This is a genomic window from Candidatus Polarisedimenticolia bacterium, from assembly GCA_036001465.1.
GTDB lineage: Bacteria > Acidobacteriota > Polarisedimenticolia > Gp22-AA2 > Gp22-AA2 > Gp22-AA3.
Window position 1 is genome coordinate 22,869 of sequence record DASYUH010000052.1, and the last position, 22,397, is coordinate 45,265.

The 22,397-nt window shown below is 69.1% G+C and carries 18 protein-coding genes; 3 read left to right on the plus strand and 15 right to left on the minus strand.

Annotation, left to right across the window (positions count from 1 at the left end; all coding sequences use genetic code 11):
- Positions 1 to 8: 8 nt before the first annotated feature.
- Together VGV60_10355 and VGV60_10360 are read right to left on the minus strand one after the other, a co-directional pair.
- Entirely contained in the window at positions 9 to 629 is a 621-nt protein-coding gene (locus VGV60_10355; protein HEV8701659.1) for a hypothetical protein, read from the minus strand.
- 97 nt (positions 630 to 726) lie between these two features.
- Positions 727 to 3,297 (minus strand): ATP-binding protein, encoded by a 2,571-nt coding sequence (locus VGV60_10360; GenBank protein ID HEV8701660.1) that lies wholly within the window; start codon positions 3,295 to 3,297, stop codon positions 727 to 729.
- Between the two features lie 129 nt (positions 3,298 to 3,426).
- On the opposite strand from VGV60_10360, the gene VGV60_10365 reads away from it, so the two are divergent.
- Positions 3,427 to 4,380: a thioredoxin domain-containing protein gene (locus VGV60_10365; GenBank protein ID HEV8701661.1), complete on the plus strand. Its 954-nt coding sequence runs from the start codon at positions 3,427 to 3,429 to the stop codon at positions 4,378 to 4,380.
- Here the strand turns inward: VGV60_10365 and VGV60_10370 are convergent.
- Together VGV60_10370 and VGV60_10375 are read right to left on the minus strand one after the other, a co-directional pair.
- On the minus strand, positions 4,377 to 6,560 hold the full coding sequence (locus VGV60_10370; protein HEV8701662.1) for a tetratricopeptide repeat protein: 2,184 nt from the start codon (positions 6,558 to 6,560) through the stop codon (positions 4,377 to 4,379). The two genes, VGV60_10365 and VGV60_10370, sit on opposite strands and share 4 nt — an antisense overlap.
- Positions 6,557 to 7,246 (minus strand): hypothetical protein, encoded by a 690-nt coding sequence (locus VGV60_10375; GenBank protein ID HEV8701663.1) that lies wholly within the window; start codon positions 7,244 to 7,246, stop codon positions 6,557 to 6,559. The genes VGV60_10370 and VGV60_10375 overlap by 4 nt, the downstream gene beginning before the upstream one ends.
- 481 nt (positions 7,247 to 7,727) lie before the next feature.
- Between VGV60_10375 and VGV60_10380 the strand changes: the two genes are divergently transcribed.
- Complete coding sequence (locus VGV60_10380) at positions 7,728 to 10,109, plus strand: endonuclease MutS2 (protein ID HEV8701664.1); 2,382 nt, start codon at positions 7,728 to 7,730, stop codon at positions 10,107 to 10,109.
- A 9-nt stretch (positions 10,110 to 10,118) separates the two neighbouring features.
- Here the strand turns inward: VGV60_10380 and VGV60_10385 are convergent, their stop codons facing one another.
- The 3 genes from VGV60_10385 to VGV60_10395 form a co-directional block, all read right to left on the minus strand.
- Positions 10,119 to 10,997 carry a hypothetical protein gene (locus VGV60_10385; protein ID HEV8701665.1) on the minus strand — a complete coding sequence of 293 codons (879 nt, stop codon included), beginning with the start codon at positions 10,995 to 10,997 and terminating at the stop codon, positions 10,119 to 10,121.
- 387 nt (positions 10,998 to 11,384) lie between these two features.
- Entirely contained in the window at positions 11,385 to 12,083 is a 699-nt protein-coding gene (locus VGV60_10390) for a helix-turn-helix domain-containing protein (protein ID HEV8701666.1), read from the minus strand.
- Between the two features lie 96 nt (positions 12,084 to 12,179).
- Entirely contained in the window at positions 12,180 to 12,881 is a 702-nt protein-coding gene (locus VGV60_10395; GenBank protein ID HEV8701667.1) for a hypothetical protein, read from the minus strand.
- A 201-nt stretch (positions 12,882 to 13,082) separates the two neighbouring features.
- On the opposite strand from VGV60_10395, the gene VGV60_10400 reads away from it, so the two are divergent.
- Positions 13,083 to 13,985 (plus strand): hypothetical protein, encoded by a 903-nt coding sequence (locus tag VGV60_10400; GenBank protein ID HEV8701668.1) that lies wholly within the window; start codon positions 13,083 to 13,085, stop codon positions 13,983 to 13,985.
- Between the two features lie 29 nt (positions 13,986 to 14,014).
- On the opposite strand, the gene pabB is transcribed toward VGV60_10400, so the two are convergent.
- From pabB to VGV60_10440, 8 genes are all read right to left on the minus strand, one after another.
- Positions 14,015 to 15,514: an aminodeoxychorismate synthase component I gene (gene pabB, locus VGV60_10405; GenBank protein HEV8701669.1), complete on the minus strand. Its 1,500-nt coding sequence runs from the start codon at positions 15,512 to 15,514 to the stop codon at positions 14,015 to 14,017.
- A complete protein-coding gene (locus VGV60_10410; protein ID HEV8701670.1) occupies positions 15,511 to 16,407 on the minus strand; it encodes an aminotransferase class IV in 897 nt (298 codons plus the stop codon). Before VGV60_10410 ends, pabB begins: the two co-directional genes overlap by 4 nt.
- Before the next feature lie 50 nt (positions 16,408 to 16,457).
- On the minus strand, positions 16,458 to 17,645 hold the full coding sequence (gene mqnE / locus VGV60_10415) for an aminofutalosine synthase MqnE (GenBank protein HEV8701671.1): 1,188 nt from the start codon (positions 17,643 to 17,645) through the stop codon (positions 16,458 to 16,460).
- Positions 17,642 to 19,000, minus strand: a complete 1,359-nt coding sequence (gene thiC, locus VGV60_10420; GenBank protein HEV8701672.1) for a phosphomethylpyrimidine synthase ThiC — start codon at positions 18,998 to 19,000, stop codon at positions 17,642 to 17,644. Before thiC ends, mqnE begins: the two co-directional genes overlap by 4 nt.
- A gap of 16 nt (positions 19,001 to 19,016) precedes the next feature.
- Complete coding sequence (gene rny / locus VGV60_10425; GenBank protein HEV8701673.1) at positions 19,017 to 20,582, minus strand: ribonuclease Y; 1,566 nt, start codon at positions 20,580 to 20,582, stop codon at positions 19,017 to 19,019.
- Between the two features lie 466 nt (positions 20,583 to 21,048).
- A complete protein-coding gene (locus tag VGV60_10430) occupies positions 21,049 to 21,486 on the minus strand; it encodes a molybdenum cofactor biosynthesis protein MoaE (GenBank protein HEV8701674.1) in 438 nt (145 codons plus the stop codon).
- Positions 21,483 to 21,725: a MoaD/ThiS family protein gene (locus VGV60_10435; GenBank protein ID HEV8701675.1), complete on the minus strand. Its 243-nt coding sequence runs from the start codon at positions 21,723 to 21,725 to the stop codon at positions 21,483 to 21,485. The genes VGV60_10430 and VGV60_10435 overlap by 4 nt, the downstream gene beginning before the upstream one ends.
- Positions 21,722 to 22,366, minus strand: a complete 645-nt coding sequence (locus VGV60_10440; protein ID HEV8701676.1) for an isoprenoid biosynthesis protein ElbB — start codon at positions 22,364 to 22,366, stop codon at positions 21,722 to 21,724. Before VGV60_10440 ends, VGV60_10435 begins: the two co-directional genes overlap by 4 nt.
- Positions 22,367 to 22,397 lie beyond the last annotated feature (31 nt).

The following is a 22,397-nucleotide window of genomic DNA, read 5'->3' on the forward strand; positions in this document are numbered from 1 at the left end:
CGGTCCGATCAGAGGTGCTCGATTCCCAGGCGTTCTTCGAGCCGGTGGATGAAATCCGCTTCGATCACACCGGTGGAGCGGCGATCCACCAGCATTCTCACTCGCCGAACCCGGTCGAGTCCCATGACGAGGATCCGCGCCCGCACCCGCAACTCGGTGCCATTGCGGGACGAGGAGACCACGCCCTCCAGGGAGACCTTCCCCTGCTTGACCTTGGTCATCTGGAGGATGTGGTAGCTCCTCCCCAGACGCATGGGGGGCTCGGCGACCGCCGCGGGATACTTCTCCTGGCTGAAATCAACGAAGGACGACTTCACCGTGCGGGTGTCCTGGCTGGTCTCCTCGGGAGGGAAGCCCTCCGCCTCGAGAGCTTCCAGGAGACCTTTCCAGAGCTTGGCCGGCCGCATCTTGTAGGTCCGCGTCAGGTAAGGCGACTGGTTTTCGGGCGAAAGCTGCGACTCCGGGGCTTCAGGGGCCGGCGGTTCCGGTGTCGCGTCAGGTTCGGGAGGGGCGATTCCGGCGGGAGGCTCCTGCCAGGAGGCGCGCGTCGCGGCACCGGGACCCAGTCCCAGGAGCAGCACCGCTCCCAGGATCGCGGTCCGGAACAGGGGGCGTGCGGCCGGGTCCATGCGTGCCTCTCCTCGAAGATGGATGGGGCGAAAGTATAGCATGCGCCTCGAGCGGCGGCCGGGAAGCCGTGAGGAGAGGGCGCGGATGCGCTCCGCGTCAGCCGCCCGCTGCCGAGCGGGGATGCGGCGCGGCGCCCCCGGCGAGGGTGGCAATCGTGTTCGCCAGGTGCTCGAGCTTGAACGGCTTGTCCACGCAGGGACAGCCGGAATGATCCAGGAAATGCCGCGTGGCCGGATGGAGCGTGTCCCCCGAGGCGAAGACCACCCGGCGACCCATGTCGGGCCAGCGCCGCCGGATCTCCTCGAACAGCTGCTGGCCGTCCATTTCGGGCATCTTGAGATCGAGGAGGAGGATGTCGTAGGTGCGGCGCTCGAGCTTCTGAATCGCCTCGCGCGCGCTCCCGGCGGTGTCGATCGTGTGTCGGCCGTCCCGGCCGAACGCGTCCACGATCAGGTCGAGAATGACCGCCTCGTCATCCACGGCCAGGATGCTCAGAGTCCGGCCGGCGAGCGCCGGTCCCTGCCCCGCCCCCGGCGTCGCCTCGGAGGCGGCGTCGGCGACGACCGGCACCTCGATCATGATGCTCGTCCCCTCGCCCGCGCGGCTCTCGGCCCAGATCCGCCCCCCGTGATCCTTGACGATCCCGTACGAGACCGACAGTCCCAGACCCGCCCCCTCGCCGACCTCCTTGGTCGTGAAGAACGGATCGAAGATCCTGGCCAGGACCTCGGGCGGCATCCCCGGCCCGTCGTCGCGCACCTCCAGGCGGATCATGCCGTCCCGCGCCGCAGTGGACAGGCTCAGGGTCCCCTGGCCCCGGTTGGACGCGATGGCGTGCTCGGCGTTGGTGATCAGGTTCAGCAGGACCTGCTGCATCTGGTTGAAATCGAGCATCGTCTTGGGGATGAGCGGATCCAGGCTCTTCACCACCTTCAGGTTGTTGACCCGCAGCTGGTAGGCCTTCAGATCGAGGGTCTTCTCGATGATGCCGTTGAGCCCCAGGTAGCGCTTCTCCGAGGGATACCGCCGGGCGAACGCCAGGAGGTTCTGGACGATCTTCTGGCAGCGAAGGGCCGACTCGAAGATCCGCTCCACCGATTTGCGCTGCCTGGCGTCCGTGGCCCCCCCCATGAGGAGCTGCGCGTAGCCCAGGACGCCGGTCAGGGGATTGTTCAGCTCATGCGCCACGCCGCTGACCAGCTCCCCCATGGCGGACAGCTTCTCGGTGACCTGAAGGGACCGTCTCGCCGATTTCAGGTCGGTGATGTCCTTGATGATGCCGACCGTCCCGCAGGGCGCCCCGGCCGCGTCCTTCAGGGGCGAGGCGGCCACCAGCACGTCGCGCAGGCCGCCCTCCCGGCCGCGCACCGTGGTCTCCACGCCCGCGAGGGGCCGCGCCCCTTCGAGCAGGTTCCTGATGCGGTCGCGCGCCTCGGGATCCGGGTAGAGGTCCAGGCAGCTCGAGCCGATCACCTGGCCGCGCGAGAGCCCGAGCATCGTCTCCCCCCCACGGCTGAACTCGGTAAACCGCCCCTCGCGGTCGGTCGTGTAGATGAGGTCCGGGAACTGGTCGAGGATCTTCTGCAGCTTCTCCGCTTCCTGCTGCCGCGCGTGCGCGTCGTGGCGCAGCTGCTCGTAGAGCAGGGCGTTCTTGATGGCGCTGGCGGACGCGTTGGCCACGACCTGGCAGGCGGTGATCTCCTCGCGCGTGAAGCGCCTCTCGACGCGCGCCGCCCGCAGGAACAGCATCCCCAGGAGGAAGTCCTGGTACAGGATGGGCAGGACCAGGATGGACTGGTATCCCAGCTTGTCCAGGGTGTCCTTCATCGGCTGCATGAGCGGCTCGGCCGCGATGTCGTTGATCACCACCGTCTCGCGGGTGTCGATCGCCCTGCGCACCTCGGGGTACTTGTCGAGGTCGATCACGAGGCCGCAGACCCCGGGATTGTCGCTGCTCGCGAGCACGGAACAGGTGCCCGTCTTCGCATCCACCGTCAGCACGGAGCAGCGCCTGGCGCCCACCAGCTGCGCGATGCGCTGCACGATCAGGTAGAAGACCTCGCGCAGCTCCAGGGTGGAGGTGGTCGCGGCCGTGATCTCGTGAAACGTTTTGAGCTCGATGCGTTCGCGCTCGATCAGACCGGTTCTCGCCTGGTCCTTCCGCCCCTGGTGGACCAGGTGGCCGTAGTACAGGGCGGCGGTGTACAGGAACGGGATGCGCATCAGGAGGGCGGAGAGATCGACCCCCTCGACGCCGCGGCGTTTCATTAGATACAGATAGAACCCCGACACGACCGTGGCGCCCGCCACGATGCGCAGGAGGTCGGTCCCCAGCGCCGCGAGCAGGAGGTTGAGGAAGAAGGCCAGCGGCAGGTCGCCGCCCTCGAGCCCGGCGCGGAACAACGCCAGCGAGACGAGGAAGGTGTCCGCGACCACCACGACGTACTCGAGGTTGCGCGAGAGGAACACCCGCTCGGGAAGCGCCGTGAGAGCCACGTTGCTGGCGACGAACGCCAGGACGAGGCCGAGATCGAACACCGTCAGGCGGATGCCGCCCGGTGGTGAGAGGATCAGGGCGGTGGCCAGGATGAGCATCCAGCGCAGGGCCAGGCGAACGGTCTTCGGGCTGGTGTGCTCGATCGGTTCCACCCAGGATCGCAGGGCCAAGGTCCTCCCCTCCGGATTGCTCCGCTGGGGCGCAAATATAGTGTTCCCCGGAGCATCGGCAAGTCGGACGCCCCCCGGGCGCCCCGATTCCTTGACTTTTCATGATCCCCGCGTAGAATCAGACCCGCTATGAACGCCCCGCGCCTCATCATGTTGCCGACGCTTCTGGTCGTGGCTCTCGCCGTGCCGTCGGCCGGACGCGCCGAGACCCATCCGCCGATCACCGATCTCTCGAGACTGAAAGAGGTCGACTGGACGGGTCTGTCGGACGCTCAGAAGAAGATCGCCCTCAAGGTGATGAACGAGAATGACTGCAACTGCGGATGCAAGATGACCATCGCCACCTGCCGGGACCGCGATTCGTCCTGCCGCCGGAGCCTCATCTTCTCCCGGACGATCATCGACTCCCTGCGCGAGGGGAAGCCGGAGGCCGAGGTGGTCACGGTCCTGAAGGCCAAGGCGGGCACCTTCGTGGAGGTCAAGCTGCCCGACGATGCGGGCGTCGCCTACAATATCGACATCGACGGCAGCCCGGTGCGCGGGCCGAAGGAGGCCCGCGTGGTGATCGTGGAGTTCTCCGACTTCCAGTGTCCCTTCTGCGCCGGGGTCCAGTCCACCCTGGAGCAGGTCCTGAAGGCGTTCCCCAAAGAGGTCAAGCTGGTCTTCAAGCAGTTCCCGCTCAACATCCATCAATATGCCCGGCAGGCCGCCGTGGCCTCGATGGCGGCGAATGCCCAGGGAAAATTCTGGCCGCTCCACGACAAGATGTTCCAGAACTTCAGCGCCATCAACGAGGAGAACATCAAGAAGTGGGCGAAAGAGGTCGGACTGAACCAGGCGGAGTTCGAGAAGGCGATGCAGTCCGGCCGGCACGAGGCGCAGGTCCAGAAGGACCTGGCCGATGGAGCGGCCGCCCGCGTCCTCGGGACACCCAGCATGTTCATCAATGGAAAGCGGGTTCAGGACCGATCGTTCGAGGGCTTCAAGAAGGTGATCCTCGAGGAGCTCGCCGCCGAGAAGAGCTCACCCCCGCCGTCGACGACCCGGCCCGACACGGTCAAGCGGACGCCGGGCCGCTCTTAGGAGCCTGTCCGGGTATTGGGCCGGGCTCCAGGACCGCTCACTCCCCCTTGTCGCTTCTCCAGCCTGTCCAGTAGCGCGCGCAGATCCTCCGCCCGGGCCTGGGCGGGATCCAGGCGGAGCGACGTCCGGAGGTGCTCGATCGCCCTGGCCCGATCGCCGGCGCGCGCGGCGTACAGCAGGCCGAGGCTCGCATGGGCATCGGCCAGGTCCGGCTGAATGGCAATCGCCTTCTCGTACTGGACCACCGCCTCGGAGTAGCGTTCCGTGCGGGTCAGCACATATCCCAGGAAATTGGCGGCCCGCGCCGAGGGCACCCGCGCCCCGGCCGCCAGCCGGAATTCGCGCTCGGCGGTCTCGAGGTCGCCCCGGCTCAGGGCCACCTCTCCGAGGCCGCGATGGGCTTCGGGCAGGTCCGGATCGATCCGGTAGGCCTCCCGGAACTGCTCCGCCGCCTCGCTCGTGCGCGCCGCGGCGTTGAGCGCGTCCGCGAGGTTGACCCGAAAGACGGCCATGTGCGGATCGATCGCGACCGCTCGCGCGATCACCTCCGCCGCCTCCTCCGCGTTTCCGCGTCGCAGCTCGATGGATCCCAGGTTGTTCCAGGCTCGCGCGGATCGCGGGTCGAGCTCCAGGGCGCGGCGGAACGCCGCCTCCGCCCGTGCCTCATCTCCGAGGGCCTGGTACGCCGTGCCGACGTTCACGGCGAGATCGGCGCTTTGGGGATCGAGGCGCACGGCCGCCTCGAGGAGCGCCAGGCCGTCCTGCGCCCGGTGCAGCTGCAAGAGCGCCATCCCCAGATTGACGCGGGCATCCTGGAACTCCGGGTAGATCCGGAGCGCCTCCCGATAGTTCATCTCGGCTTCGGCGTACCGACCGGCCTTCAGGTGACCGTTGCCCAGGTTGTAACGGATGCGCGCGGATCGAGGGGAGACGCGCGCCGCGCTGCTGTAGAGGGAGAAATCATCCTTCCACTCCGGAATGCGCGCCCACGAGCGCCCCGCGAGGAGGAGGACGGCGAGCGCCGCGGCGCCGCCCAGGATCCACCGCGCCCGCGGACCCGTCGACCGTCCGACGGCCCAGCCGGCCAGGAGGCACAGGCCGACGCTCGGCAGGTACATCAGGCGCTCCGCCAGGAGGGTGCCGATGAACAGGACCACGTTCGTGGTCAGGCAGGCGGTCGCCGCCGTGAACAGCAGCGCGAAGGCGCACGCGGGGGCCCGGCGCACCAGCCGTGCGCCTCCCACCACGACCGCCACCAGGATGAGGAGCCCCAGGATCGCCAGGGGATCGAAAAGGCTCCGGATGACCGGGATCTGATCGTAGGAATAATCGGCGGACAGCCGGTCGGGCCAGAGGAGCAGGCGGGCATAGCGCGCGAGCGTTCCCAGCCCCGTCAGACGGCCCGCGACGGCCCCCGCTGCGGCGGCCGGGTTGTCGACGAATGGGATCGGCTGGCCGGGTCCGATCGTCCCCAGGACCGCCGCACGGATCCCGAGGTAGCCGAGCGCGACCATGCCGTACCCCGCGTGCAGCACGAGGCGCCGGGCGCGCGAGGCGGCCTGCACTCCGGGCATCGTCCGTTCGGCCAGAAGGACCAGAAGCGGCGTGACGATGGCCGATTCCTTGGCCAGGACGCCGCCCAGGGCCGAAACCCATGCCGCCGCGACCCACAGAGTGGCCCGCTCCGGGCGGGCCAGAAGCGCGCGGCGATGGCACGCGATGGCCGAGAGGACGCCGATCGCGGCCAGGATTTCGGCGCGGCCGACGATACCCGCCACCGCTTCCACGTGCACGGGATGGACCGCGAAGAGCGCGCCTGCGACTGCGGCCGCCGCCGGCCGGCCCGGCAGAAGCTCGAGCGCCAGCCCGGCGACGAGAAGCGTGGCGAGGGCGTGCAGCGCCACGTTGACCGCATGAAACCAGGCCGGCCGCATTCCGGAGATCGCGCGGTCGAGAGCGAACGAGGCGCTGGTCAGGGGCCTGTAGAGCAGCCGGGAGTGCAGCGGCGCGTTCCAGTACGGTGTCACGAACAGCCTGGGCAGGTCGCGGATGTCGTGCATGAGGGGGTTGGCTTCGATCACGCCGCGATCGTCGAACACGAAATCGTGCCCGAGCGTCGGGATGTACAACAGGAGGGCAAGCAGCGGACCGGCGAGGAGGGACGACCAGCGGCCCGTCAAGAACCGGCTGGCCCCGGGAGGTCCGGGCCGGGCTCCAGAGTGAAGCTCCTGATCTCCAACTGCCGGTCGGATCCCCGACCCATGTTGACGAGCCCGTCGAGACGCGTGCGGCGCGCCGCCTCGACGGGGATGTCGGTCAGGTACCCGGTGGTACGGTGGACCCAGGACCCGTCCCCTTTCACGAGATCGAATGCCGCATAGATGTCGTAGGTTCCCGGGTCGAGATCGAAATCCATCCGCTCGGGGAACCCCACGCACCGGTTCTGCGGCTCCCAGAACGGCACCAGGGTATCGGGTGCCTGCGGGATCTGCTTCGGCCGCGGCAGCCGCTCCCCCTCGGAAATGATCATCGGAGCCCGGGGCGCCGGCTTGCGGTAATTGCCGACTTTGGAAGCCGGGCGCCAGGACGCCGTGCGGTACACGGGGGACTCGAAGAGCATCACCACGGTGTCGGCGTCTCCCCTCCTGACCGCCGCGATGGTGAACTTGTATCCGAAGGTAAAGATCCCGTTCTGCTTGTCCACCACGCCTTCCTTCGCTTCCGGCCGGACCAGACGATCGTCGGGAAAGGTGCACCAGCGACGGTTGCCGTCGATATGGAGTGCCAGCCTCCCCTTGCCCGGAGCCGGCATGGGCGGCAGACCCGGAGCGCGAATCTCGGGCGGCGTGGCCGTGGGCGGAACCATGGTCTCCGGGGGTTGCGGCGACGATCCGGTGATGGCCGCGCCCGCCTCCGGCGGTGCCGCAGGGGCTCCGGCGAGGACGGCCAAGAGCAGCGCCGCGGAGGCCAGATCTCCGCGGTGCGGGCGGCGCTTGTGTGCTACATTCCGTTGGTCGCGGGCGTTCATGAAGGCCGGAATTATACTTCGAGGCGGCGCGCCGGTCTACGCATCGCCGGCGCGGCGGTCATGTTGCATTTCCCGGAACTGCCCGTGCTTCGGCTACCGAGGTTGACAAACGCAGAACTGGGAGCTCGCGCCCCCAGCGATGGTGTGGGGAAGTTCGTGGAAAAGGCTCCGGTACGTGGTCAACTTCTGGAAGGCGGGCAGTTCCGGGAATCTCACAATCTCTCCAGCAGGTATCGCGATTTCCCCTGATTGCTCCAACCTGTATACCGGGACTCTACCCAAGATATAGGGGCCTGTCAAGAGAGAAGTACTAAATCTGGTGAGAGGGTTGATCGAGAACGTCCTGTTGGCCCTGGAGTTCGACCAGGTCCTGGGGCTCTTGGCCCGGGAGACCGCCACGCCGCCGGGGACCGCTCTCGCCCTGGCGCTCAAGCCCTCCTACGATCCCGCAACCGTCGAACGCGAGAACCGGCTGGCAGCCGCCATGGCAGGCTACTCGGAGAGCCGGGGGGCGCTCCCCTTCGGGGTGGTGCCGGATCCGACGCCGATGCTGTCCAGGCTCGAGATCGAGGGGTCGGTTCTTGGCCCGCTCGAGGTCTTCGACCTGGTCACCCTCATGAAGGCCGGCCGAAGCCTCAAGTCCGCCCTGACGGAGGCCCGGGCCGAGTATCCGGTGCTCCTGGAAATCGCCCGAGATCTGCCGGACCTGGGGAACCTCGTCCGGTTCCTGGACGGCAAGGTCGCGGCGACGGGCGAGATCGAGGACGGGGCGAGCGACGAGCTGCGGGCGGTGCGCCAGGAGATCCGCAGGCGCAACGAGCGCCTGAAGGCGGCCCTCGACGCCATCGTCGGCAGGCCGGAGGTTGCGCGCGCCCTCCAGGACACATTCATCTCGATCCGGAGCGACCGGCACGTCATCCCGATCCGCGCCGAATCCCAGGCGACGCTGGCGGGCATCGTCCACGGCGTGTCCGGAAGCGGCGCGACGGTCTTCATCGAACCGATCGAAACGGTCGAGCTGAACAACGAGATCGTGACCCTGCGCGATCGGGAGGCGGCCGAGGTCCAGCGACTCCTGCAGGAGTACAGCGACCTCCTGCGCGGGCGCCTCCCGGAGATGCGCAATCTGAGCGCCGGGATCGGCACGCTCGACGTCCTGTCCGCGAAGGCGCGATTGGCGCGGAAGTTCCGCGCCCGGCCGGCGGCGCCGTCCCCCTCGGGCGACATGCGCCTCGAGGGCGCCCGCCACCCCCTCCTCGAGCTGTCGCTCCGATCGCAGGGACTCCCCATCATGCCGCTCGACCTCGCGATTCCCGCAGGGACGCGGGTCCTGGTGATCAGCGGCCCCAACACCGGCGGCAAGACGGTCGCCCTGAAGACCGCCGGCCTCCTCGCTCTGATGTTTCAGTCGGGGATATCCGTGCCGGCGGACAGCGCCCTCCTGCCGATCTTCCGCGGCGTCTTCATCGACATCGGTGATCGCCAGTCGATCCCGGATCGGCTGAGCACCTTCTCGGCCCGCATGACGAATATCGCCGGGATCGCGGACCAGCTGGCCTCTCCTGCGCTGGTCCTTCTGGACGAGGTCGGCACCGGGACCGATCCCGAGGACGGCGTCGCCCTGGCGACCGCCATCGTGGACTATCTGCGCGATCAGGGCGCCCTGGTGATCGCCACCACACACCTGGAAGCCCTCAAGGCGTACGCCGCCACCACCGCGGGATGCGCCAATGCCGCCATGCACTTCGACGAGTCGAGCTCCACCCCGACCTACCGCCTGATCCCCGGCATTCCAGGCCGCAGCGGCGGCCTGGAGGTCGCCGCGCGGCTCGGCCTTCCGGACGCGATTCTCAGGGAGGCGCGCGCCCGACGCGGTCATGCGGGCGAGAGGATTTCAGGTTACCTCACCCGGCTGCAGGCGATGGCCCAGGAGCTGGAGAGCCGACTGGCGGAGGCGCGGGAGGAGAGGCAGCGGCTCGACCGGGAGCGGGCGCAGATGACCGCCGAGATGGCCTCCAGGGAGGCGACCCGCCGCGACGCGGTGGCCGCCGAAATCGAGACGGCGCTCAAGGCCATGCGGCAGGAGGGGGAGACGTATCTGACGGCCATCAAGGACCGGAAGCTCGCGGCGGTCCTCAGGCGCCAGGAGCTGAAGGCGTCCGCCGCTCTGCGGGCCAGGGCGCGCACCCTGATCCGTCAGGCGACCGGCCGCGTCATGCCGCCTTCGAGGCCGGCGACGACCCTGGCTCCCGGCACGCCGGTTCTCGTCGAGGGCCTGGGGCTGCGCGGCACGCTGGAGGCGGTGCGCGGCGACCGGGCCGTCGTCGTGGTGCGCGGAATGCGGACGACGGTGGCCCTTGCCGATTGCCGGCCGGAGTCTCCCAAGAGCGACCCGGCCGATCGTGCGTCCCGCCTGCCGGCCGGGGTCACGCTGGCACGGAAGCCCGGTGCGGACGCGCAGGCCGAGATCCGAATCCTGGGTCTCACCGTGGACGAGGGACTCGCCCTCGTGGACAAATACCTCGACGACGTCTACCTGGAAGGACTGACTCCGATCCGCATCGTCCACGGCGTCGGATCGGGACGCTTGAAGCGGGCGGTCGCCGATCTCCTGGCCCGCCATCCGCACGTCGAGACCTTCGCCAGCGCTCCGTCCAACGAGGGGGGCCCCGGCGTCACGATCGTGGAGCTCCGGGTCTAGGGAACTGGATCAGCGAATTCCCCAGTCCGCGTCGACGGCAGTCCGGTCCGCCGACGGGTCCAGAACCCTCGAGCCCCCGCCCTCGATGGCGCATCCAAGCGACCAGGAGCGCGGTCTCGCCTCCGATGCGTCGAAGGCGACGACCCGGTAGCGTCCGGGCGCCACATCCTCAAAAGCGAAGCTCCCGTTCCCGTCGGAAATGGCGCGGGACACGGCGTGCTTCTGGAAGATCGCCTCGGCCCGACCGCGGCACTCCTCGACCACTCTCCGTCGTTCCGCCTCGGCGTCCTTCAGCCGTCGCTGGACCGCGTCATTCCGGGTGGTGGCGTCCCTGAAATTGTTCGACGAATTGAGCGCTCTCCGCAGATCCTCGTTGAGGACCTCGATCCGCCGATCCGCCTCCTTCACGCTGTCGCCGCATTCCTCGCCGCCCTTTCGGTGCTCGGCATCGAGCGCGGGGCTCTCCCGGGCCAGGAGCACCAGCAGTCCCGCTCCGGGCGCGCCTCCTGTCCGGATGTCGGGCCCCAGCACGCCGACGATCCGCGCGCCGCCGGTCGCTGCCGGCGCGGAGGCGGATCCCTGCGACGCGCCTCTTCCCTCCGCCGATCCGGGCACGGCCATCATCCAACCCTCCAGCCTCACGCGCCGCCAGCCTTCCTTCTCCTCCAGAACCGTCACGCTGGCGTCTCCGCGCACGGTCGCGAGCCAGCTTCCCTTCGGGAGATCGAGCAGCACGAGGTCGGCCGTCTCTCCGCCGGTGGCGGCAGCCTCGAGACCGAACAGCGTCAGGGCCAACAGGCTCAGCGGCAGCACGCGCTTCATGTTCTGGTTCTCCGGATCGGTGTGGCGAACGCGTCCGGTCCCGATCGTGGCCGGCGCGTGTTTCATTTCCGTATCCGCGGCTCCTCGTCTTGATCGCGGCGACGGCGTCCCTATATTCGCAGAAGCGCGGCCCGACGCCGCGGAGGACGTCGTGCTCAAGTCCAAGGTCATTCAGACTATTGTCGAAGCGTGCCGGCAATCGGAGCCTCGCGCCAAGAGCGGCGCCGCGACTGCGGGCTCCCGCTCGCCGGCCGCAGGGGGAGGGGTGGCGGGTCCGGCGCCTCCTGCGCGACGCGGCCGTCAGGCTGCCACCGGCCGCGACCCCCGACTCGGACAGAGCACACGGCCCCGGCGCTCCGCCTCGGGCCGGCGCCGAACCTAGGAGCCTGTCCGCGAACCGCGCCGGCTCCCGGGAACCCGACCGAGGACCCGGCGGGGCCGATCGCGTTCCTCTCAGTGATCCTGGTCACCGTCCGGAGGCGTGTACGTCTTCACCCACTCGGGAGCGGGGTCGTACGGCGTCTGGGCCTTCGGGCCTTCCGCCTCCATCTGCGCGATCTCGCGCTCCTTCTGGCGAATCTCCACCAGGCTGCGATCGAACGTGTCGACGGTGGCCGCGTGCGCCGCGGCCAGTTCCAGCCTCTTGATCTTTTCCTGCAGGAGCGTGATCTCGATGTTGCGCTCCTCCACTTCGATCTCCGCCTCCCGCATGTGCTTGCGCAGGAACTGGATCTCGCGGACGGCGCGCGAGCGCAGCGCCTGGTAGCGCTCCTCGGCGCGGCGCAGGTCTTCCTCCCGGCTCTCCGCGGCGGCCTTGTACTCGAAGAGCTTCTGGCCTCCGGCCCGGATCATCCCGTACTGGACCAGGATCTGCTCGTGCTTCATGAGCAGGTCGTTGAACAGGGACACGGGGACCACGGCCTCCTTCGGCTCCGACACCAGGGCGGCCTGGACGGACGAGGCCGTCCGCACGGGGAGATCCGACTGCGCGGCCAATCCCAAAGACAGCAGATCCTCCCGCCGGATCTTGTACTCCTCTCCGAATTTTCCGAGTTCCTTGTCGGCTTTCAGGCGACCGGAGCGGATGTACCGGCGGATGGTGGCGGGCGTTCTGCCGACCAGCTGGGAGGCCTCGCGGATCGTCAGGAGCATGACCCTCGCTCACCCGTATCGAGGTGTCCCGCGATCAGGCGCGGCCGGGACGACCGTTGCGATTTATACCAGAATCGTCCTCGCGATCGCAAGCGATCAGGACTCATGAAGCATGAGGAGGAACCCGACGGCGCCGACCAGGGCGCCGCTGATCAGGTCGCCGTACCGGGTGAAGAAGGGCAGCTCGATCCGACGCATGCCGCGCATGGCGACGATCGTCACCCCGACCATGGTCGCGATGGTGCACAGCGCGAACCCCAGCGCCGCCGCCAGGACGGCCCCCGTGCCGGCCGCCGAGGCGGCGAACAGGATCGGCACCAGGAGCGCGCACGGGCTGATGCCGATGACCAGGACGAGCGCCCCGGCCGTCAGGGCGCCGTGAAACCAACGCTCCAGCAGGTGGCCGTGCACGTGGATGTGCCCGCCGGCCGCCTCCGTCTTCTCCCGACTCGGGCCGGCCGTCGCATGGACCCGCGCCTCCCTGAAGTGGCGAAAGACGCCGTACGCCAGCCCGAACACCGCCAGCAGGAGACCTCCCACGAAGCCCAGGGAGTGCCCGGTCCACTCCGCCAGCCTCTGGACGGACGCGGATCCGACAAAAATTGTCAGACCCCCTGCCACGACGGTCACCAGGACGTGCAGGACCCCCGCGAGACCTGTCAGCGTGGCGGCCCGCCGCTCGCTCCAGCCCTGCGCGCGCGCCATGAGAACGAAAGGAAGCCAGTGGTCCGGAATGAGGGCGTGGATGATGGCGGTGCTGCAGGACGACAGGAACAGAAGGAACGCCGTGCTGGTCACACGCCCTCTCTGGGAGACTGAACGGAGGACGACCGGCCTTCCCCCTGGCGGAGCCGGCGGATTATAGCACCGGCTTCCGGCTGTCTGTCGGCGGGCTGACGGCCGCCCGGATGGTCCCGGCGCGGACTGTAGTCCGCACCCAGAGGTCCACTGAAACCCTTGTAGGCCTTGACTTCCAGCCGGATGGTCGTAGTTTTCGGCATGCGCCATTTCCAGGATGGACCCGATCACTCGGGACGGCGCCTGAGCCGCCTGGGACGGGCTTCGGCCCTCGTCATGGCGGGGTGGGTGCTCGCCTTCTCCGGCCGGGCGTCCGCGTCGAGCCTGCCGGAGCCCATCGACGTCACGGGCGATCGTTCGGGGATGGCCCCGGCGACCGCCACCTTCACGGCTCCCGCACACATTCTCCCGACGTCGTTCACTCTTCCCATCCCGGCGATCTCGCGCCTCGAGGCGGGACGGACGCTGATCCAGTCGTCCGATTTCACCCTGTCGTCCATGGACAAGCACCGGGAGCCCGGCGAGTTCACTGCATTGGGATTTTCGGGGCGGCTCATGGCGCGAATGCAGCGGGAGGCGCTGCGGTATCGACGCCAGAACATGTCGGACGTGACGGCGGTCCCCGACAGGGTCTTCGAGGACCTGGATTCGGACGCTCTCAAGCGGCGGAGCCACGAGGCGTCGCGCATCGTGACCCGATCCGTTCGCCGGGCCTTGGACGTGGAGCTCGAGCGTCTGGCCAGGACCTCGCTCGGCCTTGGCCGGACCATCGACCTGCTCGGGAGCCTCTCATCCCGAGGCACGCGCTCCCGTCCGCCCGCCAGCCCGGAAAGCACGCAAGCGGGCATGTCCCCCTCCGTTCCGGGAGCGGCCGATGGGGGATGGCGTGGTGGAATCGGGATGCGTCTCGACGCGCACCCCGCCCTCCTGATGCGCGCCGAAGCGTCCCGTCTCTCCGGGCGGCTGGAGATTCCGGTGCGCAACGAGCCGATCCGCCTCTCTCTCGACTGTCCGCTCGGGTCGCGCGGGCGCGCGGTGCTGTCCTCCGGAATGCCCCGCGACGGACAGGGCTGGGCCACCGTCATGCTCAACTTCAGCTTCTAGATTCCCCGCCGCGCCGCCGCCCGGCGGTGTCAGCCATTGACGAGGCGGGCCCCCAGCGCATCGAGCAGCGCCTTGGCCTTGTCGAGCGTCTCCCGATACTCTGTTTCCGGCTGGGAATCGGCCACCACGGCCCCCCCGACTCGCAGGTGCGCCCGGCCCGCTGCACACACCAGGGTTCTTATGACAATGTTGAAGTCCATGCCTCCGTCGAGCGACAGATAGCCGATGCCGCCCGAGTAGATCCCCCGCTCCTCCCCCTCCAGCTCGTCGATGATCTCCATCGCGCGCACCTTGGGGGCGCCGGTCATGGATCCTCCCGGAAAGAGCGCCTTCAGGACATCGACGCGATCCGCGTCCGGTCGCAGGCCCCCGGAGACGGACGAGACCAGGTGGTGCACGGTGGCGAACGATTCCAGGGCGCACAGCTTCTCGACGCGCACGCTCCCCGTCTCGCAGACCCGACCCAGATCGTTCCGGACCAGATCGGCAATCATCACGTTTTCGGCGCGGTCCTTGGCGCTCAGCGACAGCTCGCGGGACAGGCGCGCATCCTGTTCCGGCGTGAGGCCACGGGGACGCGTGCCCTTGATCGGGCTGCTCCGGACGCGGCTTCCCTGGAGCGCCACGAAACGCTCCGGCGAGGCCGACACCACCTGGAAAGGACCCGCGTCCAGGTAGGCGGAGAAGGGGGCCGGATTGCATCGGGCCAGATCGGCGAACAGGTCGGCGGGGTCGCCATCGAAGGGGCACTCGATGCGATGCGACAGATTGACCTGGTACAGATCGCCCGCACCGATGTACTCGAGCGCCCGGGCGACGGTCGCGAGGTAGGCCTTTCTGTCCGTCTTCAGACGGGCGTTTCGGCGGGCACCCTCCCCGCCTCCCCGGGACCCCGGCGCGCGCTCCGGGGCGTGGGCGCGCCCGGGCTCTCCGACCGGGGCCGGGCCCGACATGACGCGTCGCATCTCCTCGAGGCCGGACGCGGCGCGCGCTTCCCGTTCGCGCTCGCCGGCGGCCCCGAGGCCCGTGGCGACCAGGACGACGCGTCGTTCCCGATGATCGAAGACCAGGGCGCGATCGTAGAGCCCAAACCATGCATCCGGCTGGCCAAGGGGATCGGGGGGCGCGCACGGCAGGCGCTCCACGGCGCGCCTCAGACCGTAGCCGAGGTAGCCGATCGCGCCGCCCGCGAAAGGCACTCCCGGTGCGGCTCGCTGCAACGCCCCCGCCGGGGCGAGCGCGCGCAGGAAATCGAACGGATCGCTCACGGCGCGCCGATCGATCCGCTCCTCACCGTCCAGGACCCGGGCCAGTGTCGCTTCGCCGCCCCGCAGCGTGGCGACGAGGAGGGGATCCCACGCCAGGATCGAGTGGTGTGATTCGGGATGGTCCTCGAGGCCGCTCAGGAGCAGGACCGGGTTCCTGCGCCGGCGGACACGCAGGAGCGCCTCCACGGGGTCGATGAAGCGCGGCAGGAACTCCACGACCGCCCGCGGCGGGGGGGACACCGGGAGGAGCGCTCCGGTCATGATCGGGCCGTCCCGCCCGCGGCGGCCGCCGCGGTGGCGCATTCGCGCCGCAGCACGTCCCGGTAGCGCTCGAGGAGATCGCGCGCCACGGCGCCGGGGATTCCGCCTCCGACCGGCCGGCCTTCCACCCGGACCACCGGCAGCACCTCCCAGGACGTGTTGGTGAGAAACACCTCGTCCGCGGCGAAGAGCCGGCGGGACGGAAGAGGCTCTTCGGTGACCTCGATCGAGGCGGCTCGCGCGATCTCGATCACCGCTTCCCGGGTGATTCCCGGCAGCCCGCCCGACGGAGCCGGAGGGGTCCGGAGCCGCCCCCCCTCCACCAGAAACACGTTGCTCACGGTCCCTTCCGTGAGGTTCCCCAGACCGTCGAGAAGAATCGCCTCGAAGGCTCCCCGATTGCGCGCTTCACGCCGCGCCAGGACGGAGCCCAGGCGCGAGGTCGACTTGATCTGCGGGTCGAGCGCTTCGGGGGGAATCTGACGCCGGGACGGAATGGCGGCCGTCACCCCCTCGCGATGCAGCGCCGGGTCGAGCCCGCCGAAGCCCGACGACGAGATCACCACGGTCGCGGGACCGTCCGCCTCGACGTACTCGCCGGGGCGGCCGGCGCCTCGCGTCACGGTCACCCGGATGCGCGCATCCCGCAGACGATTCGCTTCCAGCAGGTCGCCCACGGCCGCCGCCAGACCGGAAAGCGCGACCGGTAGATCGAGGCCGATCCCGTCCGCGGAGCGTCGCAGTCGCTGCAGGTGACGGTCGAGGCGGAAGACGCCGCCCCCCACGGCACGCAACGATTCGAACACGCCGTCGCCGTAAAGAAAGCTGCGATCGAACACCGAGACCCGTGCCTCGCTGTCCGCCACGAGACGACCGTTCAGATGAACCCACAAGGGATCACACCCATCCTTCGCGCCGGTCGTCCCGATTTTCGGGCCCGCCGTCAGGCCCGCGGGGCGGTCGCCCGGGACGCGGCCGGTCGCACGGGGAGGGGTGACGGGGCGCGCGGTCCGGAGGGAGGGAATCCCGCCGCATCCACGCGATTGTAGAGCGAATCTCGCTCCACGGGAATCCGTCCCGCCTCCTCGATGAGAGCGACCATCTGGGGCACGCTGATCATCTGCGGGGAGGTGGAGCCCGCACGGTGGTAGATCTCCTCGGTCACGACCGTCCCGTCGAGATCGTCCGCGCCGAAATGCAGCGCCGCCTGCGCCACGCGAGGGGTCATCATGATCCAGTACGCCTTGACATGGGAGAAATTGTCGAGCATCAGCCGGCCCACCGCGACGTTGCGCAGCTCGTCGGCGGCGGAGGGCCGGGGCAGGTGCGACAGGCGCGTGTTCTCGGGGTGAAAGGCGAGCGGAATGAACGCCATGAAGCCGCCCGTCTCGTCCTGGGCTTCGCGCAGGAGCTGCATGTGCTCCAGGCGCTCCTCGAGGGTCTCGACATGTCCGTACATCATGGTGGCGTTGGTTCTCAGCCCGAGCCGATGGGCTGTCTTGGCGATGTCCATCCAGGCGCGATGGTCGATCTTCCCCTTGAACAGGACCTGGTGCGCATGGTCGGTGAGGATCTCCGCCCCGCCCCCGGGAATCGAGCCCAGACCGGCGTCCTTCAGCCGGCGCATCACGTCCTCCGGCGTCATGGCGAAATTCTCGGCCATGGCCGCGATCTCCACCATCGTGAACGCCTTGACGTGCACGTCGGGGCGCACCCGCTTCATGGTCCGGATCACGTCCTCGAAGTAGTCCAGCGGCAGATCGGGATTCACCCCCCCGACCATGTGGATCTCCCGGATCGGCTTGTCGATGTGCTCGCGCATCCGCCTCTCGACGTCTTCGGTCGACAGCACGTAGGCGTCGCTCTGTCGGGCCGTGCGGTAGAAGGCGCAGAATTTGCAGCCGGCCACGCAGACGTTCGTGTGGTTGATGTGCTGGTTGATGATGTAGTACGCCGCGCGTCCGTGCCGTTTTTCCCGCACCTCGTTGGCGAGCGCGCCGACCGCCAGGAGGTCCGGATGCGCGTAGAGGGTCATCCCATCGTCCCCCGACAGGCGCTGGCCCGCCAGGACCTTTTCCAGGATGCCGCCCAGCCCGCTCCTCGTGATGCAGCGCTCCTGGAACGGCGTCATGCGTTCCCCGCCGTGCGCCGGAACGCCGCCGAGCCGACCCGCACGTGGCGGTGCGCCGCGTCGTCCTCGGGCGCCGTCAGGAGCTCGCCCAGCCGGGATCGGGTGTTCTCGAGGGCCATCGAGCAGAGCGTGCCGCACATCGAGCACACCGCCTTGTCGTAGTCCTCGCTCATGAGACGCAGCTCGCGGGCCTTCTCCGGATCGAGCGACAGGCGGTATTGCCCTTCCCAGTCCAGGCGCTTGCGGTAGACCGACATCTGGTCGTCGCGGCTTCTGGCCCCGAACACCCCCTTGGCCAGGTCGCCCGAATGCGCCGCGATCTTGGTCGCGATGACGCCGTCGCGCACGTCCTCGACGGTCGGCAGCCTCAGGTGTTCCGCCGGGGTCAGGTAGCAGAGCACGTCGGCGCCCGCGGCCGACGCGACCGCGCCGCCGATCGCCCCGGTGATGTGATCGTACCCCGCCCCGATGTCGCTGGTCAGGGGGCCCAGCACGTAGAACGGCGCCCCCCGGCACACGCGCTTTTGAAGCAGCACGTTCGACTGGATCTGGTCGATCGGGACGTGACCGGGCCCCTCGATCATCACCTGGACCGAGCGCTCGTGCGCCCGGCGCGTCAGCTCCCCGAGGGTCAGAAGCTCCTGGATCTGTGCCGCGTCGGTCGCGTCCCCGGTGGCGCCGGGGCGGATGCCGTCCCCCAGCGACAGGGTCAGGTCGTGCTCGAAGGCGATGTCGAGCAGGCGATCGTACTGGGTGAACAACGGGTTCTCTTCCCCGGTCCGCGCCATCCAGGAGGCCAGCATCGATCCGCCGCGCGACACGATCCCGGCGATGCGGCCGTCGGCGTCGAGACGCCGCACGGCTTCGCGGGTGACGCCGCAGTGCACGGTCACGAAGTCGATTCCGTCCGCGGCGTGCTTCTCGATCACCTCGAAGAGTCCGTCCGCCGTCAGATCGTGGACCGACCCGCGATCGGCGACCGCCTGGTAGATCGGCACGGTCCCGAGGATCACCGGGCAGCGCCTGAGGATCTCACGGCGCACCCGGTCCAGCTCGTCGCCGGTCGACAGGTCCATGACCATCTCGGCGCCGCACTGGACCGCCATCCGGAGCTTGTCGAGCTCCTCGTGCAGCTGCTGGTGGTGACCGGAGGTTCCGATGTTGGCGTTGACCTTCGTCGCCAGCCCCTGCCCCACCCCGATCGGATTGTAGTCGTGGTGGATGTTTTTCGGGATGATGGCGACGCCCGCCGCGATGCGCCGGCGCAGGTCCTCCGGCTCGACGCCCTCGACGGCGGCGACGTAGCGCATCTCCTCGGTGATCGTGCCGCGCTTGGCCTGGTCCATCTGCGTCATGGCCGTCGCTCCTCTCTCAATGGGCCGTGGCGGTGGCCCGCATCTCGCGGATGACCGTCACCTTGATCCGCCCCGGGTACTCCATCTGGGCCTGGATCTTCCTCGCCAGATCGGAGGCCAGCACCGCCAGCTGGTCGTCGCTCACCTTTTCGGCCCGCGCGATCACGCGGATCTCCCGGCCCGCCTGGATGGCGTAGGACTGCTCCACGCCCTCCATCTCGTTCGCCAGCCCTTCCAGCTGCTCGATCCGGCGCACGTAGTCGACCACGTTCTTGCGCCGCGCCCCCGGGCGCGACCCCGAAATGGCGTCGGCGGCCGAGACCAGGACGGAGATCGGATTGGCCACGTCGGCATCCTCGTGGTGCGTGCCGATGGCGTTGATCACCACAGGGTGCTCATTGTAGCGCGTCGCGACCTCGACCCCAATCTCGGGATGCGTTCCCTCCCGCTCGAAGTCGATCGCCTTGCCGATGTCGTGGAACAGCCCGGCCCGTTTGGCAAGGGCCCCGTCCAGCCGGAGCTCCGAGGCCATGATCGCGGTGAGCTTGGCGACCTCGATCGAGTGCATCAACACGTTCTGGCCGTAGGAGGTGCGGTACCGCAGGCGACCGAGGATGCGGACCAGCTCGGGATGGACGCCGGTGATCCCGAGCTCCTTCAGCGCCTCCTGTCCGGCGCGCAGCATCAGCTCTTCGACCCGGCGCTGGTTCTTCTGAACCAGATCCTCGATCCGGCGGGGATGGATGTTGCCGTCCCTCACCAGCCGATCGAGGGTCAACCGCGCAATCTCCCGCTTGATGGGATTGAAGCACGAGAGGACGACGGTGTCCGGCTGCTCGTCGATGAGCAGCTGCACACCGGTCGCCTTCTCGAAGGCGCGGATGTTCTTGCCCTCGTGCCCGATGATGCGCCCCTTCAGCTTCTCGCTGGGGAGCTGGAACGCGGTCACGCTGCGCTCCGCCGTCCATTCCGAGGCGGTCCGTTCGATCGCCAGGGAGACGATCTTGCAGGCCTCGGTCTCGGCCTTCTTCTGCGCCTCGTCGCGCGCCTCGCGAATCATCCGGGCGGACTCGACGCGGACCTCCTGCCTCAGGGATTCGAGGAGCATCTGCTTGGCGTCTTCCGTGGTGAGACCGGACACCCGGCTGAGCTGGTCACCCAGCTCCGCGGCCAGGCGCCGGGACCGATCGCGCTCCCGCCGCGCCTCGGTGTGGACCTCCTGCGTCTCGCGTTCGCGCTGCTCGAGCGCCCTCTCGCGGGAGCGCACGCGCGCGTCCTTCTCTCTCAGGCCGGACTCACGCTGCTCCAGGGCCTGCTCACGACGATCGCTTTCAAGCGCCCTGTTCTGCAGCTCCTGATCGAGCCTGGCCTTGGTCTTGAGCCACTCCTCGCGGGCCTGCAGCAGGGCCTGGCGCTTGTGATGCTCGGCTTCCTTGAGGGATTGGTTGAGAATGTCCCGGCTCTCTCCCCGGACCTGCTCGATGCGCGTGCGTCCGAGGACGATCCGGCTGAGCCATCCAAGAGACACTCCGACCAGGAACAGGACTCCCGGCAGGAGCAGATCGTGGAACATCGTTTGCATGCCGTGTCTCCTGCGCGGCCGGTGAACCGGCGGCGCGGCAGGATCCTCTCCCGGCTGTGGCGTGGAATCCGAGATCCATCGCGCCCCCGAATCGGCGATGCGGGGGGCGCGGGAAGGCATTTCGGAAAGGGGCCTTGCGTTCGAGTCTCAGGGAGATGCGTGTGCCAGTGGGGTGCGGGGCCGGACCGTGCGGGCGGAGCGCGCTCGCCCTGGGGGCCATGAGCAGGACATAGTCGGACGGCCGGCCCGTCTGAGGGTGCCGGTCGCCGCGGCGGACGTCGCCGTCGCGGAGCCTTGAGAGGAATGCGCTCTGTGCCACCCCGCTCCCCCCCCTGCCGGCCGGGCCCGAGAGCCCGGCGTCAGGCGCCGGGTGAGAGGACCGTTACTCTAGCAGTGACCAAAACCTCGGAAAGTATAGCACCCGCCCGAAAGCCGCAGCAACCCGGCCCTGCACCCGGTCCGGCTCCTAGGTCCCTTCGATCCACCTGGACGCGTCCTCGTAATGCTCCTTCTTCCAGATCGGCACGACCTCCTTGAGGCGCTCGATGGCATGCGCACAGCCGGCCAGGGCCTCGCGGCGGTGCGCCGCCGCCACGGCGATGATCACGCTGGGCTCGCCGATCCGGATGCGGCCGATGCGGTGCACGATGGCCACGTGCGGCGTCCCGAAGAGCGACGCGACCTCTTCGCCAATCGCGCGCATGACCTCTTCCGCCATCGGGACGTAGGCGTCGTATTCGAGGGACAGGACGGTCCGGCCGCCGTGGTGATCCCGGGTGGTGCCGATGAAGGTGGCGATGGCGCCGCGATCGGGGCCCGAGACGGCGCGGATCGCCTCGTCCAGATCCAGCGGCTCCCGGACGATGCGGTAGAGCCCGGGCATCGTGCGACGCTCCGCGCTCATCCGCCGCTCACAGGCGGGAAAACCGCGATCTCCTCGCTCCCGCTCACGGGACGGTCCGGACGCGCGTACGCGCGATCGCAGGAGAACAACGGGCGCCCCTCGTCCCGCAGCGCGGGGACGCGGGCGCGGACGCGCTCCCACACGTCCGCGAGAGTCGCCCCCGCCCCGATCTCGATCTCGATCGAGGCCGCGCCGGCCGCCTCGCGGTAGCGGGCGAACAACAGCACCGCAACGATCATGCGCCTCCCGCCCCGGACTTGGCGGCGGCCCGTCGCCGGTCCTGCACCCGCCGCAGCACCTCGGCCACCATCGCCTCGACGCCCGCCTTGACGTCGGCCAGGCGCGAGAAGGCCGTGAAGCCCGGGGTGTGGACGATCCCCCTCTCCCGGTCGATGGCGAGAGCCGCGGGGTCCCCGGTGGGGGCCGGGACGTCGATGGGATCCTCCAGGACCGCCCGCACGGGTATCTCCCCGAGGCTGATGCAGCCGATCGGCTTGCGTGCTTCGATGAAGTGGCGCAGGAATGCGGCGATTTCGGGAACGAGGGCGCGCCGCTCTCCGAGTCGTGCGAACCCCGTGGAGAAATTGACCACGGGTCCGTAGCCGCCCGGGATGATCAAGGCCTCCAGCTCCTCGGGATGCGCCTCGGAAAGAGGCCGGATCGCCCGCCGCGCCAGCCGCGCCGATTCGCGCAGCACGTTTCGCACCTCCTGCACCTCGTCACCCCCCAGGTGCTCGACGGTGCGCTCCTGGGGCCGATCGGGGGCGATCAGGACCGGCCTTTCCCCCGCGGCCTCGAGAGCCAGGAGGAGGAACACCGCCTCGTGCACGTCCGTCCCGTCGTAATGGCCACAGCCACCGAGCAGGACTCCGATGGACACCCCAATACCCCCATGCGCGCGGCCCGGCGCA